The sequence below is a fragment of the Paenibacillus sp. J22R232 genome (genome assembly GCF_056269165.1).
Window position 1 is genome coordinate 856,212 of sequence record NZ_JBWDNK010000002.1, and the last position, 16,255, is coordinate 872,466.

General features: G+C 47.4%; 15 protein-coding genes. 14 read left to right on the forward strand and 1 reads right to left on the reverse strand.

Annotated elements, in window-relative coordinates:
- Positions 1-129 precede the first annotated feature (129 nt).
- A complete protein-coding gene (locus AC0YN3_RS10155; protein ID WP_475774942.1) occupies positions 130-1,473 on the reverse strand; it encodes a vWA domain-containing protein in 1,344 nt (447 codons plus the stop codon).
- A gap of 378 nt (positions 1,474-1,851) precedes the next feature.
- Here AC0YN3_RS10155 and biuH point away from each other — a divergent pair, with 378 nt between their 5' ends.
- The 14 genes from biuH (at position 1,852) to AC0YN3_RS10225 (ending at position 16,159) form a co-directional block, all read left to right on the forward strand.
- Complete coding sequence (gene biuH / locus AC0YN3_RS10160) at positions 1,852-2,535, forward strand: biuret amidohydrolase (protein ID WP_475774943.1); 684 nt, start codon at positions 1,852-1,854, stop codon at positions 2,533-2,535.
- Between the two features lie 95 nt (positions 2,536-2,630).
- Entirely contained in the window at positions 2,631-3,638 is a 1,008-nt protein-coding gene (locus AC0YN3_RS10165) for an ABC transporter substrate-binding protein (protein WP_475774944.1), read from the forward strand.
- A gap of 11 nt (positions 3,639-3,649) precedes the next feature.
- Positions 3,650-4,474: an ABC transporter ATP-binding protein gene (locus AC0YN3_RS10170; protein ID WP_475774945.1), complete on the forward strand. Its 825-nt coding sequence runs from the start codon at positions 3,650-3,652 to the stop codon at positions 4,472-4,474.
- Positions 4,471-5,223, forward strand: a complete 753-nt coding sequence (locus tag AC0YN3_RS10175; protein WP_475774946.1) for an ABC transporter permease — start codon at positions 4,471-4,473, stop codon at positions 5,221-5,223. The genes AC0YN3_RS10170 and AC0YN3_RS10175 overlap by 4 nt, the downstream gene beginning before the upstream one ends.
- Positions 5,220-6,293, forward strand: coding sequence for a cyanuric acid amidohydrolase (gene atzD / locus AC0YN3_RS10180; RefSeq protein ID WP_475774947.1), 1,074 nt, complete (start codon positions 5,220-5,222; stop codon positions 6,291-6,293). Before AC0YN3_RS10175 ends, atzD begins: the two co-directional genes overlap by 4 nt.
- 44 nt (positions 6,294-6,337) lie before the next feature.
- Positions 6,338-6,772 (forward strand): cupin domain-containing protein, encoded by a 435-nt coding sequence (locus AC0YN3_RS10185; protein ID WP_475774948.1) that lies wholly within the window; start codon positions 6,338-6,340, stop codon positions 6,770-6,772.
- Positions 6,773-6,787: 15 nt separating this feature from the next.
- A complete protein-coding gene (locus tag AC0YN3_RS10190) occupies positions 6,788-8,395 on the forward strand; it encodes a PucR family transcriptional regulator (protein WP_475774949.1) in 1,608 nt (535 codons plus the stop codon).
- 30 nt (positions 8,396-8,425) lie between these two features.
- Positions 8,426-10,180, forward strand: a complete 1,755-nt coding sequence (atzF, locus tag AC0YN3_RS10195; protein ID WP_475774950.1) for an allophanate hydrolase — start codon at positions 8,426-8,428, stop codon at positions 10,178-10,180.
- A 294-nt stretch (positions 10,181-10,474) separates the two neighbouring features.
- Positions 10,475-11,704, forward strand: coding sequence for a stage II sporulation protein P (gene spoIIP, locus AC0YN3_RS10200; RefSeq protein ID WP_475774951.1), 1,230 nt, complete (start codon positions 10,475-10,477; stop codon positions 11,702-11,704).
- A 233-nt stretch (positions 11,705-11,937) separates the two neighbouring features.
- Positions 11,938-12,660 (forward strand): copper amine oxidase N-terminal domain-containing protein, encoded by a 723-nt coding sequence (locus tag AC0YN3_RS10205; protein WP_475774952.1) that lies wholly within the window; start codon positions 11,938-11,940, stop codon positions 12,658-12,660.
- A gap of 697 nt (positions 12,661-13,357) precedes the next feature.
- Positions 13,358-14,002, forward strand: coding sequence for a DUF4183 domain-containing protein (locus AC0YN3_RS10210; protein WP_475774953.1), 645 nt, complete (start codon positions 13,358-13,360; stop codon positions 14,000-14,002).
- A gap of 78 nt (positions 14,003-14,080) precedes the next feature.
- A complete protein-coding gene (locus AC0YN3_RS10215) occupies positions 14,081-14,365 on the forward strand; it encodes a DUF4183 domain-containing protein (RefSeq protein WP_475774954.1) in 285 nt (94 codons plus the stop codon).
- 136 nt (positions 14,366-14,501) lie between these two features.
- Entirely contained in the window at positions 14,502-14,936 is a 435-nt protein-coding gene (locus AC0YN3_RS10220) for a BclA C-terminal domain-containing protein (protein ID WP_475774955.1), read from the forward strand.
- 278 nt (positions 14,937-15,214) lie between these two features.
- Positions 15,215-16,159 carry a DUF5107 domain-containing protein gene (locus AC0YN3_RS10225; protein ID WP_475774956.1) on the forward strand — a complete coding sequence of 315 codons (945 nt, stop codon included), beginning with the start codon at positions 15,215-15,217 and terminating at the stop codon, positions 16,157-16,159.
- Positions 16,160-16,255: the final 96 nt, after the last annotated feature.

A 16,255-nucleotide genomic window follows, 5' to 3' on the forward strand; every position in this document is an offset into this window, starting at 1 on the left:
TGAGATTGAAATAGAAGTAGAAATAAAAATAAAAATAAAAATAAAAATAAAAATAAAAGCCATGATTAAAGGTCGTTCCAGACCGATAATCATGGCTTTGTTTGTTGCTGCTGATTGTTAAGTTAAATGCTAGGTGCGTACGATTCCTTTAGTGCGAGCCTCTCTCAGCCACTGCGGATATTCATGAAACAATCGATCATACAATTCCTCGTCACTTACTTGATCCAAATCATCAAGCGCAAAAAAATCCGCGTTATCGAGCACTCGGCCTCTCAAATCGTCGAGCTGGCGCAGCACGCCGAAATCTGCTCTGCCAAGGCCGACGAATTGCCAAAATATATTTTTGTCCGAACTGTCGATGAGCAGCTTTGAAATCTTTTTGGTCTCGTAGATACCGCCATCGCTGAAGAACACGATATAGGTAGGCATGCCGGAAGGGTCTTCTTTTGTATATTTCTTGATGATATCCGCCATAACTTCAGGTTCATTGTTGCCTGCGCCTAATCCTCCGAATAATCGAGGGGCGGGGTAGGTGTTTTTTACGTAATCCGCATACTCGTTTTCGTTGACGCTCTTCATCCGTTTGCTCTTCGAGGCGAAAAACCAGACGTCCATCATGCCGTCGTCATCCATGCTGGCGGCTACCGCGAGCACGCGCTCGAAAGCGCGCTGAACGACTCCGTTTGCATAGAGGCTGTACATGGAGCCGGAAGCGTCAAAGATAACGGCGACGCGAGCTTTTTCCTGCTCTATGTTATTTTTGCGCAGCGAGACAGCTACCTTCTGCTTCAATAGATCAATTTTGCTCAGGTTGATTTTGGTTGGCGCAGTGCTTGCGGCGCCGCTTGCAGCCTCGGAGCGTGCAGCTTTGATGGCGGAGGAGGAGGCTGCCTGCGACTGCTTATCCGAGACGGCAGGAGCGGGAGCTGCCTCACTGTTTACGTTATCATCCTCGGCAACATGAACGCCATGCGCCTCCGCAAGTGGCTTTAATCCACCGTGAAATCCTCGGCCAACCGCACGGAGCTTGAATCCGCTTGCATGTCGATACAACTCGGCAAGCACCAACGAGGTTTCGGCTTTTCCTTCCGTTATTTCATAAACGACCTTGTTCGCTGCGGATTCTGCAACAATTCGGCAGCCGTCTACATCGGATAGGGTACCGGGACCGTCCAGCGTGATGGCAAATACGCATTTTTGGATAGAAGAAGACCATAAGGCGTTAAGATCAATGGTGAATTCACTGCAAAGCTTGTCCTTGGGCAAGTATTGCACGATGCGGCCAGGATCAGCGGGCTGGTTATAAAAAACAAAATAATCATCAGAAGGCACTTTTCCGTCCGAACCAACCATAAAACAGCTGACATCGAGATCTGCCGGCGAATGCTGACAGGAAACGGTCACCTTCACGGTTGAAGCGCTGCCGAGTGGGGCGTTGGCTCCGGTAATCAATTGAATCGTAGTTCCGCTCATCTAATTGCTCTCCTTGTCTTGAAATCAGATTTTGAAGCGTTAAACGATAAAATATGGAAACGAAACTATGGAATGGTTGAATTATAACATAGTCTTTTCGGACATTCATGTGAGAAAGGATGCAGAGAACAACGATCGGTATAACGCTTCCTTTTGTGAAGTTTACAGTCAATGTGTTAAATAACATAACATTAAAGATCTATATTTGTGAAAAAAACGAAATTAGTTCATGCTTTTTTGTGAAAAATACAAAGACATCGCATTTTATTTGTAATATAATATGACACAAGAAGAAAAACGAAAGAAATTAAGTTAGGTTATGTGACATAAACGTCTAGCTAAGTCATATGCCGACGAGCTTTGGAGGGAGAATGAAGCATGCAAATTACAGCAACGCCTTACAGCTGGCCTTATGATGGAACAATCGATCCTTCGAAAACCGCATTAGTCATTATTGATATGCAGATCGATTTCTGCGGCAAAGGCGGATATGTGGAGCAGATGGGGTATGACTTGTCATTGACGGCGAAACCGATCAAGCCCATTCGTGAGCTATTGCAGCGCGTTCGGGAAATTAAAGGCTTTCATGTCATTCACACGAGAGAGGGACATAAGCCTGATCTATCCGATTTGCCTGCGAACAAACGGTGGCGCAGCAAACAGATTGGCGCGGAAATAGGCTCGCTTGGACCTGCGGGACGTATTTTGGTCAGAGGAGAGCCCGGATGGCAGATCATTGAGGAGCTTGCTCCGATCGAAGGCGAATCGATTATAGATAAGCCGGGCAAGGGCAGCTTTTATGCAACGGATTTGGATTTGATCCTGAAAAACAAAGGGATTACCCACTTAATTTTGACCGGCATTACAACGGATGTTTGCGTGCATACGACGATGCGCGAAGCGAATGACCGAGGATACGAGTGTTTGATTCTTGAGGATTGCACGGGAGCTACGGACCCGGACAATCATCATGCGGCGCTTAATATGGTGAAAATGCAGGGCGGCGTGTTCGGAAGCGTAAGCAGCTCGGCGGAAGTATTAAAAGGACTTATCCATTGCTAAATATGCAACTGAGATAGAAATGAAATTGAAGTAGAAATAGTAGAAGTAGAAGTAGAAGTAGAAATAGACAAACCAACAACATCGGAGGAAACCATATGTGGAAATTATCCAGAAAGTCGTTAATGATCGTAATGTCGGCGTTTTTACTCGTGTTATCCGCTTGCGGATCCAATAATCAAACGAGCTCGAACGCTGCCGATGGAGAAACAGGGGAGCTGAAAAAAGTCGTTTTGCGATTGAAATGGATTCATCAAGCACAATTTGCCGGGTTTTACACGGCGGTTGAGAAGGGCTTCTATAAAGAAGCAGGCTTGGACGTCGAAATTAGACCAGGCGGGGCAGATTTCCCGTCTGTTCAAATGATCGCATCGGGCACGGAGCATTTCGGCGTGACGGGCGCCGATCAAGTATTGATGGCTAGGGAAAAGGGAGTTCCGGTGAAGGCTCTTTCAACCATTTATAGAAAAACGCCTTTCGTATTGTTCAGTCTGAAGGATTCCGGCATTACGAAGATGGAAGATCTAGTCGGCCAAAAAATCGGCGTTAAGCTAGGCGGGAACGAAGAGCTTACTTACCGCGCTATGGCGAAAAATGCAGGCATAGATGGTTCGAAGGTGGAAGAGATGCCTGCGAAATATGACCTGAGCCCGCTGCTCAGCGGCCAAGTGAAGGCATGGCCTGGTTACGTGATCAATGAGGTGCTTGCCGTACAGGAGCTGGGCCATGAAGTCAACATCATAGAGCCGAATGATTATGATATCAATTTTTATGCGGATACTTTATTCACGACTGAGGATATTATCAAGCGCGATCCAGAAATGGTGAAAAGCTTCGTTCAAGCTTCCATGAAAGGGTGGAGCTACGCGATTGAGAACCCGGATGAAGCGGCGGCATTTGGCCTGAAATATGGAGATAAGCTAACGCTTGACCACGAGGTCAGCATGATGAACGCGAGCATTCCGCTGCTTGAGCCCGAGAATCTGCCTCTAGGCAAGATGGAAACCGATGCATGGGATGTTTTGCAAAAAAACCTAATCGATCTTGATTTCTTGAAAAAGGAACAAAACCTTGACGACGTCTTTACAAACGAATTTATCGAATAGGGTGTGATTTTATGCTAACGACGGCCAGTGATCTGGGGAAAGATTCTTCAAGGCTGCAGAAACGACCTACGACCAATTCTTCCAAGAGCGAAATCGCGGTTACTTTAAAAAATTGCTCCCTTTCGTTTGGTGACGTACAGGTATTGAATAACGTGTCGCTAGATATTTACAAAAACGAATTTGTCTCGATCCTTGGACCGAGCGGCTGCGGCAAATCGACGCTGCTCCGTCTAATGCTTGATTTGCTTCAGCCGAATGCCGGCGGGGAGATCGTCTACCCGTCGAAGGACTTAACGCTTGGCATGGTGTTCCAAAAGCCGGTTTTGATGCCGTGGCTGACCGCGATTCAAAATATTGCCCTGCCTCTTACAATTGGGGAGAAGAAATTTACGAAGAAGGAAGCGAAAGAGAAGGCGGAGGGTGCGCTTCGGCTAGTGGGGCTGCAGGATTTCATAAACCATTTCCCGCATCAGCTAAGCGGGGGCATGCAGCAAAGAATCGCGATCGCACGGGCGCTTGCTGCCGATCCGACCGTATTGCTAATGGATGAGCCGTTTGGAGCATTGGATGAATTTACGAGAGAGAAGCTTAACTTCGAGCTGCTGCGTTTATGGGAAAGTCCAGAAACGAGCCTGAGCACGGTTGTGATGGTTACCCACTCGATTCAGGAGTCCGTGCTGATGTCCAACCGTGTCATCATGATGTCGCCAAGGCCAGCCGGCGTGGAGGATATTATCCCAGTACCGCTGCCGTCGCCAAGAGAAGTTGGCATGGAGGAGCTTCCGGCTTTCCATCAGACGGTTAAGGAATTAAGAAAGCGGGTCAAACACCTATGAGAACGAAAATAAAAGACGCCATGTATCCTGTCGCATTTGCCATTGGATTTCTAGTCATATGGGAGCTTGCGGTACGCCTGTTCGATATACCGATCTACTTGCTGCCCTCTCCCACCGATATCGCGGCTGTTATAGACAACTCGCTGTGGTCGCATATGTTCGTCACGCTGATGGAGGCTTTGACCGGTTTCGTGCTTGCCAATATTCTTGGATTAATTACTGCCGTCATATTTGTTCATTCCAAGCCGATTGAGAAGGGCATATTCCCGCTTGCGATTGCGCTCAAAACAACGCCGCTCGTCGCTCTTGCTCCGCTCCTAGTCGTGTGGATGGGAACGGGCTACTCCTCCAAAGTCATAGCCTCGATGCTGATCTGCTTCTTCCCTATTCTCGTCAACAGCGTGAAGGGATTGAAGGCAATCGAGCATGAAGCATGGGAGTTGTTCTCTACCTATAAAGGCACGAAAGCAGAAATATTCTGGAAGCTGCGCCTGCCGACGAGCTTGCCTTACGTGTTCTCCGCGCTGAAAATATCTACGTCGCTTGCGATTGTTGGTGCTATTGTCGGTGAGTTTGTCGGCGCAAACAAGGGACTTGGGTACGTCGTATTGGTATCTTCGTACCACATGGATACACCTGTGATGTTCTCGGCCATTATCGCTTCAGCACTATGCGGCTTGGTTCTCTTCTGGGCAATCAGCCTGCTGGAGAAAAAAATTATTTTCTGGCAAAGGACGGATGACATATGATGAAATGCACGGTGAATCGCGTTCCGAGCCGCTCGCCGAACGATGTGGCTGCGCTTGATAAATACATGAAAGAAGGAAGGATAGACCCGCAGGACGTCGTTGCCGTCTTAGGCAAAACAGAGGGCAACGGCTGCGTGAACGATTTTACCCGCGGTTATGCCGTGCTCGCGTTAAAAAGCTATTTTGCCAAGTATCGAACGGAAACGGACGCCGCGATATCGTATGTCATGTCAGGCGGAACCGAAGGCGTATTGAGTCCTCACTTTACGGTGATTAGCCGCAAGGGAAACGGTAGCCAGGCCGCGGTGAAACAGGATCGCAAATCGCTAGCGATCGGTGTTGCAAGAACGGCTGATTTTCTTCCGGAAGAGATTGGCCGGCTTGCTCAAGTAGATGAGGTGGCTGCTGCCGTCAGGCGCGCGATTGCGGAAGCTGGTATCGAAGCAGCGTCGGACGTGCATTTTGTGCAGATCAAATGCCCGCTGCTAACGGCTGACCAGGTTCATGACGCGCATAGCAGAGCCGTTAGCACCGTAACGGAAGATACGTACAAATCGATGGGATATTCGCGGGGCGCATCGGCGCTCGGTGCAGCGGTTGCTCTTGGAGAGGTTAATCGCGAGAAGCTGGAGGACGGGGATATCTGTACTTCATGGCAGCTGTTCAGCCGTGTAGCTTCCACCTCCGCAGGCAGCGAGCTCGCGTATTGCGAGGTTATCGTATTCGGTAATTCCGCATATGCGGAAGGCCCTTATTTCATCGCTCATGACGTGATGAAGGATGCAATCGACGCGCAATCGCTCAGACGCTTGCTGGACGAGCATCAGGATTCGGAAATGGTGCAGGTGCTGGCAAAGGCAGAGGCTGATCCTACCGGCTACATCCGCGGCCATCGCCATACGATGCTGGACGATTCGGATATTAATCATACGAGGCATGCCCGTGCGGTTGTCGGCGGCGTACTCGCTTCGGTGTGCGGCGATCCGATGATTTACGTATCCGGCGGTGCAGAGCATCAGGGCCCACCGGGAGGCGGACCGGTAGCTGTCGTTTTTAAACGCAGGGAATAAACCTAATAAACCAATCACATCGCGAATATGGGAGGAATATCATTATGATCACAGCAAAGAAAACAGAAGTAATCATTGGAGAACAAATGCCATGGGGGCTTATGCCGGACCATATTGAGCTCTATCACCGCGAGATTGTATCAGCGGCACAGGCCGATCAAATGGGGTTCCGCACCAGCTCCGTGCTATGGGAGAAAATCGGCGTTGGCGGTCAGGTGCTGCCACATTATCATGACGTAGCGGAAATTATCTATATTACGGTAGGCAAAGTAAAGCTGCTGTGCAACGGAGAATGGCAAAGCTACAAGGCGGGCGATACGTTCCATGTGCCGGCAGGCGTTGTACATTCCGTAGCGAATGACGATGATCGGCCCACGGAGCAGATCAGCATCTTTTTACCTGTAGGAGAAGATACCCCGGTCAACTCGTTTTTCAATACGACGCTTGTGGAAGATGTATATTCCACGCAGCTGAAATAACAGGTGGGATTTGCGATGGCAGATAACAAGAAGGCAGGCTTCACGTGCAGCGACGTTTTGCTGATTCCCGACTTTAAGGAAGCTGTCGTCTTGGCAGGCGCTAATGGCATGCAGCGAATCATTAACCGCGTGAACGTGATGGAAGTGCCGGATGTTATCGATTGGGTGCGGCCCGGAGAGTTTCTCATTACGAGCGGCTTTCCGTTCCGCGACCAGCCGGATGCCATTTCGGATATGATTCCGCAGTTAGTGGAAAAGGGCGTATCTGCCCTTGGGATTAAGACCAAACGTTTTATCGATAAAATACCGGCCCGTGCGCTGGAGCTTGCCGATCAGCTGGACTTCCCGATCTTTGAGCTGCCGTCGTCGACCGTATTCTCGGATGTTGTGCGCGATATTATGGAGCGGGTGCTCGTTCAGGAGGCAAGGGAGCTGTCGCTGCTGCAAAGCCGCTTCCAGAAGCTTTCGCAGCAGCTATTGTACGGAAAAGGGCTGGAAGAGTTTTTGCAAACGCTGGACGGCATATTGAATAACCCGATTATTTTGCTTGATGATTCCAACCATCTGTTTCTTTCTCCGCAGGCGGAACAGCTGGGAGAGGCAGACAATGCGATGCTCTGGGCTGGCCTGCGAGAGGAAAGCAATCTAGGTGTCAGCTTTGTGACGCTTGGCGAGCGCCGCATCCGCGTATACGTATCGGCAGTGAACGACAAGCAGTATGAGAAGTGCCTGCTTATTCTGCTGGAATGGAACCAGGAGCATTCGGTTGTCGATCGGCTGACGATCGACCGCGTTGGCGTATTGGTGGGATTAGAAATGATCAATGCCAATGCCAGGCGGGAAGTCGAGCTGAAATACGTTGATCAGTTTTTGCAGGATTGGATTACAGGCAGGATCGTGACCATGGAGGATTTGAAGCTGAGAGCGGAGGCATGTGGCTGCCCGCTGGAAGAGGAAAGGCCGCGTTATGTTGCGCTGGTGCGCTTTCTGAATGCCAAACCAAGCATCAAGCATATGCAGCAGGCGATCAAACGGCTTAGGACCAAATCTATTTGCGATGACCTTCAAGCAACGATACTCGAGGGAGAGATGATCATTCTTTTCCCGGAGGCGAAGCAAGGTGCGCGGAATTTCGCGATTGAGGCGATTTCGGCGGATCTGAAGGCGGTCTTCCCTACGGAGAGCTATTCGCTCTGCATCGGGAATCGGACCAAAAGCGCCGATAGCGTGTATGAAAGCTATAACGATGCCAAAAAAATCCATCATATCAGCTCGATTTGCGATTACCGTGAGCCTTACGTGGATTATATGAAGCTTGGAGTATTTCAATTGCTGTACCATCTTCCGGATACGGAGGAGGTCAAAGATTACCGCAATCAATTCATTATGCCGCTGCTTGCCTATGATGCGAAGCATCACTCGCAGCTGTTTGAGACGCTGAAGGTTTATTTCAAGCATAACCGGAATGTGAAAAAGACGTCTGCGGAGCTGTTTACCCATTACAATACGGTATCCTACCGGGTAGAGCGGGTATGCGAATTGCTTGGCATCAGCTTGGATAATGGCGATGATATTTTGCAGCTGCATCTAGCGGTTAAACTGAACGAGATGAGACCGGCATAACGTAAAACGGGATTGAAGGAGGGGAGCCGGATGAGCAGGCTGAATATTCCGCTTGAGCTTTCGATAGATTGGCTGCGCGAGCAATATGCGAGCGGGAATCTAACACCGGAGCAAGTAATAGAGGAGGTTATCCATCGCGCCCGTGAGGACGAAGGGATGAATATTTGGATTGCGCCGCCTGAGAGGGAAACGATTCAACCTTACTTGGAGAGTCTGGGGACGATGGACCATTCCTTGCCGCTGTGGGGCGTGCCATTCGCAATTAAAGACAACATGGATTTGGCAGGCACGCCTACGACGGCAGGCTGCTCCGAATTTGCCTATATGCCTGACCGGCATGCGGCAGTCGTGGAACGATTGATAGCTGCCGGAGCGATTCCTGTCGGCAAAACGAATCTGGATCAATTTGCCACTGGGCTTGTTGGCACCCGAAGTCCTTATGGCGAGACGCATAACGCGCTGCAAGGCGATTGGATTAGCGGAGGCTCCAGCTCAGGCTCCGCCGTAGCGGTTGCGCGGGGGCATGTCGCATTTGCGTTAGGTACCGATACCGCGGGATCAGGAAGAGTACCGGCGGCGTTAAACCGTTTGGTCGGTTATAAGCCAAGTCTTGGAGCATGGCCGACTAAAGGTGTCGTACCGGCCTGCGCTAGCCTAGACTGCGTTACCGTATTTGCCCATACTTTGCAGGATGCGAAAGCCGTTGATCAGCAAGCACGCGGGTTCGACCATACAGACCCATGGTCGAAGAGCGTCCCGCGCCTGCAAGCGAAGCTTCCGCATAAGCTTTTCCTGCCGAGCAAGCCGCTGGATTTCTATGGTCCGCTAGCCGAGGCTTATCGCAGGGCATGGGACGAAGCAGTGCAGAAAATGAAAGGACTGTCTATCCCCATTGAATATATCGATTATGAATGGTTCGCGGAGGCTGCGGCTCTTTTGTACGAGGGACCTTGGGTTGCTGAGCGTTGGGCTAGCGTTGGCGGGTTTGTCGAAGCCCGTCCAGGTGTTACCTTCCCCGTAACGGAGCAGGTGTTGCGTTCAGGGGCACCCGGAAAGCATGACGCGGCTTCCGTGTTTAAGGCGATGCATCAGCTGCAAGAGCTGCGTATGAGATGCAATGAGCTTCTGCAGGGCGCCGTTCTAGTTATGCCTACTTGCGGAGGAACATGGACGAGAGCGCAGGTCGCTGCCGAGCCGATTGCTGCTAATTCGGCTATGGGCCTTTACACAAACCATTGCAATCTGCTCGATTTGTGTGCGGTTGCCGTACCGGCAGGTGATGCCGCGCCGCAAATGCCCTTTGGAATTACATTATTCGCGCTTTCCGCCAATGAGCATTTGGTGGAAGGAGCCGCTGCTTCGTTTCTTGGAGCGGAATTGTCGCAGCCTGCGGCTGAGATGGCGGACAATATTCCAGTCGCCGTCTGCGGCTTGCATATGAGAGGTTACCCGCTGGAGCAACAAATGCTTGCCTTTGGCAGCCGTTTCGTGCGGATGACCCTTACAGCGGAAAAATATCAAATGGTGAAGCTCCCGACTGTGCCGGCTAAGCCGGGGCTGCTGAAAAAAGGCGATGGCGGACATGCCATCGAGGTCGAGGTGTGGGAAATGCCCGTTTCATCTTTCGGGGCATTTGCAGCCTTAATTCCTGCGCCGCTCGGCATCGGGAAGGTCGAGCTGGCAGACGGGACAGAGGTATCCGGCTTTATATGCGAGGGTTATGCGGAAGCGGGAGCCGAGGATATTACCGCTTATGGCGGGTGGAGATATATTAAGCAGCAATAAACTGCCCTTATTCGATCTATCAGAGCGGTTCAATCCTGTAAAAGGCAAATAAGAACCTTCAACACTATTGAAAATGGTGATGAAGGTTCTTTTTATGCCGAAATTCCTTACTATACGGGTACTGGATGTTCAGAAATGGTTCTAGGATAGTGTTTTCTGTTATTAGTCCGGCAGGAAGAACCATAGAATGAGGCTTTACGCTCATTTTCGCAATGCCGTGCTTGAATAAGAAGGATTTTCCTCCACTATTGTCGAAATTCGTAGAACAGAATTTTGAAATGGAGGAAAGCCAGCTTGAGACTTCGAAATCAATTATTAGGCGGAACAGCCATTATCGCTTTATTATTTGGGGGATCAGATGCCGCCAACGCTTCCATTCAGAGCCTATCAGGAGGGAAAGCGTCCAGCACCAGTCCCCAACTATTCGCACAAGCTAAGGTTGTACCAAATAAAGCAACAGTAGCAAAGATTACGGACATCACTAATTTGCGAAAAGGGCCAGGTATTCAATATGAGATCGTAGCGAGGGCGGTTGCCGGCGATTCGTACCCGATTGTCGGATCGGAGGGAGATTGGTATCAGGTCAAGCTATCAAGCGGCAATAAGGCTTACGTAGCGAATTGGGTCGTGGATACGGATGCCTCTACGAACAGCGGTGGTTCATCGAATGCGGGGCAAAAGCCCGATAAGGAAGCGATTGTAAAAATAGTAGATACGACCAATCTACGAAAAGGACCGGGGCTTGATTATGAGGTCGTAACGAAGGCAAGGGCAGGTGAATCGTTCCCGATCATTACGTTAACCGGGGACTGGTATCAAGTTTCATTGCCCAGCGGAGGCAGCGCATACGTTGCGAAATGGGTCGTTAATACGGGTGAAGTCAGTCAAAAAGATAGCAAAGTATACATCTATCATACCCATAATCGTGAATCATGGAAAAATGTATCAACCAGCACGAAAGGCACCTCTTACGATGATTCAAAAGTTAACATTACGCTCGTAGGCAAACAACTCGCGCAAAGCTTGGAGAAAAAGGGAATCGCGTCTTTGGTAGAAGAGACCGACTTTGCTGCCAAGCTGAATGAGCAGAAATTAAGCTATACGAAGGCTTATGCCGAATCACGCAAAGCAGTAGACAATGCGATTCAGACCCATGCTTCCTTGACTTATTTCTTCGATATTCATCGTGACGCAGACGTGCCTCGCAGCAAAACGACGGTTACGATTAATGGGAAATCGTATGCACGCATCATGTTCGTAATTGGGGACGTGAATCCGACTTATAAAGAGAACAAAAAATTCGCAGATGCCTTGCATGCACTGCTAAACAAAAGGTACCCCGGCATTTCGCGTGGCGTTCTGACCAAAAGCGCGCATCAAGGGAATGCCGAATACAACCAATCTGTTTCTAACGGAAGCCTGCTGCTGGAATTCGGAGGCGTAAACAATACGCTGCAAGAAAACCTGCTAACAGCCGATGCTTTCGCTGACGTGTTCGCGGAATATTACAAATCGATCAAGTAATATTGAAGTTATTTGATAGTGAATTAATAGAAAAGCGAGGGAAGGTCTCCCTTGCTTTTTTGTTGTTCGAGCAGCATTCGCAACATTTCATTGAGACTAACGTCCAATTATTTGAAGGGCTTTGGCTCGAATAACCGAAAGAAAGGAAGCCGATGATGAAAAAAATCCTCACTCTGGTATGTATGCTATTGCTATGTCTTACTTGGATGCTTCCAATATCAGAAGCAAATGCAATGTCTTATCATTCTATCCGTATACCACATGATAAATTGACCAGTGGACGGCTGCTTGTGCCTATACGTTCCATATCTGAATACGTAGGCGGAAGCGTACATTGGAATAATAGGAATAACACGGTCTTAATCAGCAAGAATGCGAAGCAGATTGAACTGCAAATCAATTCAAAGTCAACTCAAGTAAACGGGGAGCCCATTGAGATGGATGTGCCAGCTGTCGTTGATCGAGGCGTAACGTACGTGCCCATCCGTTTTGTAGGCCAGTCGCTAGGATTAACAATCGAATGGATGCCACGCGACCGTTTGGCATTGTTGCTTGATAAGGAGCAGCAGAAAAGAATCGAAATCATCGTGGAGCCTCCGCTTTCTTTGGAGGATGCGGTCGCGTTAATGAACAAGGCAGCTATGGCAGATGACCTGTCAACGATTAAACAAAAGCAACAGTATTTAAGACCATATTTTACAGAGGGCATGATACGAGAAGTTTTGTTTACGGGTGGTTTGAAGCAATTTCCAGACAATCCTAAAATCCCGTTCATTTCATTTTCTAGCGACAAAAAGCCAAGCTACCAATATGGGAATGAGAGCATGATGTTTATTAAAAGAACCGTTATGGTGGAGCAAGAAGGCGCGTATGCTTACGAAAATGGAACGCTTGCCAAAACAGCAAACGGTTGGAAAATTGCAGTGGTAAGATATACGCTGGATTACCCGCATTAATTAATTGAGATGAATAGGATAGATATCAGATCACAAAAAACCCGATCGTTTTGGATCGGGTTTTTGGCAATGCATCTTTCTGCTTTCCGCTTCAAAATAAAGGCCAACTCTTTTCGTTAAAATAAGGATCACGTTAAGGCGGATCTGTATTTACGGCGATACTCGGTTGGCGTCAAGTGGACGCTCTTCTTGAATTGTCTCATGGAGTCCAAAACGGAAGAAAAATGGTACGTGTTCATAGATGAGTACGTGGATCGTAGCTAATGCCCACTCGAAACAACGGATTTGAACTCCGGCCAATGGACTTTGCCCGAGTGCTCCTCTTTGCCTGCTTCGCCTCGCCATGGCTCGGTCATTCCCGTTACCCAGTTGGAATACGATAGATTGCTAGAACGATAAAGAGGAAATTAATTGAGGAATATCGCTTAATTGAGGTGATTCAAATGAGCTGAAACGACGGATGCAGCAAAATCCTCCGAACTACAAGAAGTGTAGCTTATATTTTATAAGATGGAACGCTTTGCTGCCGAATCGTCCAATAGTTCGGTCAAAATTAATTGTTATTTCACATAGTCGAAGTAGTCCGAAACCTATTTTCTATAAAAATAGTTTTTCGTCTATTAATAGTTAGTCAAATGTCCATACCAACATGAAAGAAAAATCATAATATAAAGATGTTAATAGGGAGGTGTTAAACTTGCGTTGTGATAAAGCCAATAAAAAAATTCGAAAGACTCTATTGAAAAATAAACCACTGCTTAAAGAGAAATGTAAACTCAAAAAAAAGAGCATCTATGTAGCCGATAAACAAATTTTGAGGGGCACATATATCTGCCGAAGTAAAGTGTGCAAAAAGAAAAAAGTGACTTGTCCTGCGAAGAGGATTAAACGTAAAAGGGTTATTTCAAAAAGAAAAATATCTATCCGCCTAAAGCCAATAATTAATGTAACTACTCAGCAAGGCCCACAAGGATTACAAGGATTACAAGGTATACAAGGATTACAAGGAATACAAGGACCTACGGGACCACTGAGTACCCCACTTGTCAGTAGTAGGCTAACTGCGAATAGATATTTTTTTATTGCGAACTCAGATATTCCTCTGCCAACAGAAATTCCTGCGAATCAATTCATAAACGATGATGGTGAATCAATAACTGAATTTCTAGACTTAGATGAAAATAGCTATGCTAATCTCTATATCAACGGGATAATGCAAGATGGTAGCTCTTATCGTTTAAATTCAAGAACATTAGCCATTGTTCCCAACCATGACACTATTTTTGCAGGCACCCCAATTATAGTTGAATCCATTCGATTGTATGTGCAATTAATCTCTTAAAATAATGTAATGTATCATTAGCCGTTCACGGTATTCTATCATCTGCATAAGCTGGTTGAGAGAAGCGAGGTGATATAAATGCCAATTACAAAACCCTTTATGGCTGCTAGAAGATTTAGTGCTACAGTAGCAGACGGAACTGGTGTGGGTGCTGCATATAACATTCTTGCTACAGCCACCACCAATGACGCCGGCGTTGCTCCCACAGCATTTCCAACTGCTCCTGCGTATTACAATCTTTATATCAATGCACAGATTCAAACAGCTGACACTTCAAGCGTTACCACTACTGCGATTACCATTCCAGACGGTGATACGCTCGACCCTGCGACTCCAATCGTAATTGAATTTGTTGTAAACTAACCTTCTATATTGATGTTATGCCGGCAATCTTGATTGTTTTGGATTGCCGGCATTTTCAAAATAATCGATCATTGTGACGTATGCTGTATCTGCTGCGTACATACTTAACAAAATTTTGTAGGGGAGTGAATATAAAATGCCCATCATATCTCCAATCTTTCCTCCTATAATTTCTGGATATATTTATAATGTAAGTGCTCAAACCGTTCCTGTAGAGGTTGATGTTACATTCGATTCAAATGGTATTCTTAAACCGGGCATTACACATACCCTAGGAACTTCTCAGATTGCAGTTACCAATTCGGGTAACTATGAGATTACGTTTTCCTTATCTAATGTTGAACCCAATCAATTCGCACTATTTATAAATGGCGTTCTGGCCACGGGAACCGTTTACGGTTCGGGTGCAGGCACCCAGCAAAATAAAGGTCAAGCTATAATCGCTTTAGCGGCAGGTGATATTCTTACTCTGCGAAATCATAGTTCTGCAGCAGCGATCATTCTTCAAACTTTGGCAGGCGGCACACAAATAAACGTAAACGCTTCTGTTGTTATCAAAAAATTGAGTTAATTTTTTTGTTTTTTGAAGGAGATGCCGATGCATCTCCTTTTTGGCGTGAAGGCAGGATAACGGAGGAGTTAATTGAGTTCGCTGGCGTTTTATGTTTTTATGAAATTCGGAAAATATAGTGTAATTCCTTTTATATGTGATAATTCAACTTAAGTTTTTCAAGAAAATCGTAATTCTGTCTAGTGTTCTCTTGCATTTATTACATGGAAAATGAAATGAATATATGTTCGCAATACGAATCATACTGTCGGAAAAATTCAGTTAGAGGAGAACGAGAGATGATAGGACGTTCGGTCAATATAACAAAGGGAATCTATAAAAACTTCGCATCGATCGCGATGGAAAATGAACGGATCCGAGTTGAAATCGTGCCGGAACTCGGTGGGAAGCTGGTTTCGATTCGATATAAGCCATCAGGAAAGGAATGGATGCTGGACTCAGGCCAGCGTGCTTTGCGGCAGCCTGTGTACGGTTCAGCTTTTTCGGATTGGGATATGAGCGGATGGGATGAATGCTTTCCGACGATCAATAGTTGCTCAGAGATGAACCTTGCTGATCACGGCGAGCTTTGGGCGCTCACATGGAGCAGCATGATTGAACAAGACACGATCGTTTGCTCCGTTCGCTGTCCACGGCATCCGTATGTATTCACTAGACAAATCTCGTTCCCTTCAGCAGATAAGATCAGGTTTGATTATCGTGCCGACAATACGAGCGAGCAACCGATTCCCTTTTTGTGGGTGCCTCATCCACAATTCGCAATAACGGAGCCGACTCGCATTCTCCTACCGGACTCCATGCATAAGATGCTTTGCGTGTATGAAGGCCATGCTCTGAGAGAGGGTGCCGCGTACGCTTGGGATGATGTTTCGTTGATATCCCCAAAGGTTACCGGAGACGGGAGAAAGTTTTATTATCACGAAAAAGCGCCGGAAGGCTGGTCAGCATTGTATGGCGAAGAAAGCGGCAACTTCTTAATGATGTCAGTACCACTGGAGAAGGTTCCCTATTTAGGTGTTTGGATAGACGAAGGCATGTTCAATGATCGAGTGACCTGCGCATTAGAGCCCAGCATCGGTTATTATGATTCTCTGGAAATGGCCGTCAGTAATGGTACGGCACAAATCATACCGGCAAAAGCATCCTTTTCATGGCATCTTGAGCTCACTGTAGGATCTGGAGAATTAGATGACGTTATAGCGAGAAGAGGATGGCTTCCTTGAGAATCTATGGGGTCGGCGTAAATAGGATAAAAAACATAAAGTGCCGATGATGCTGCTTATGATAAAGTGGTTTACGGGATAAACAAAAGATCCGGC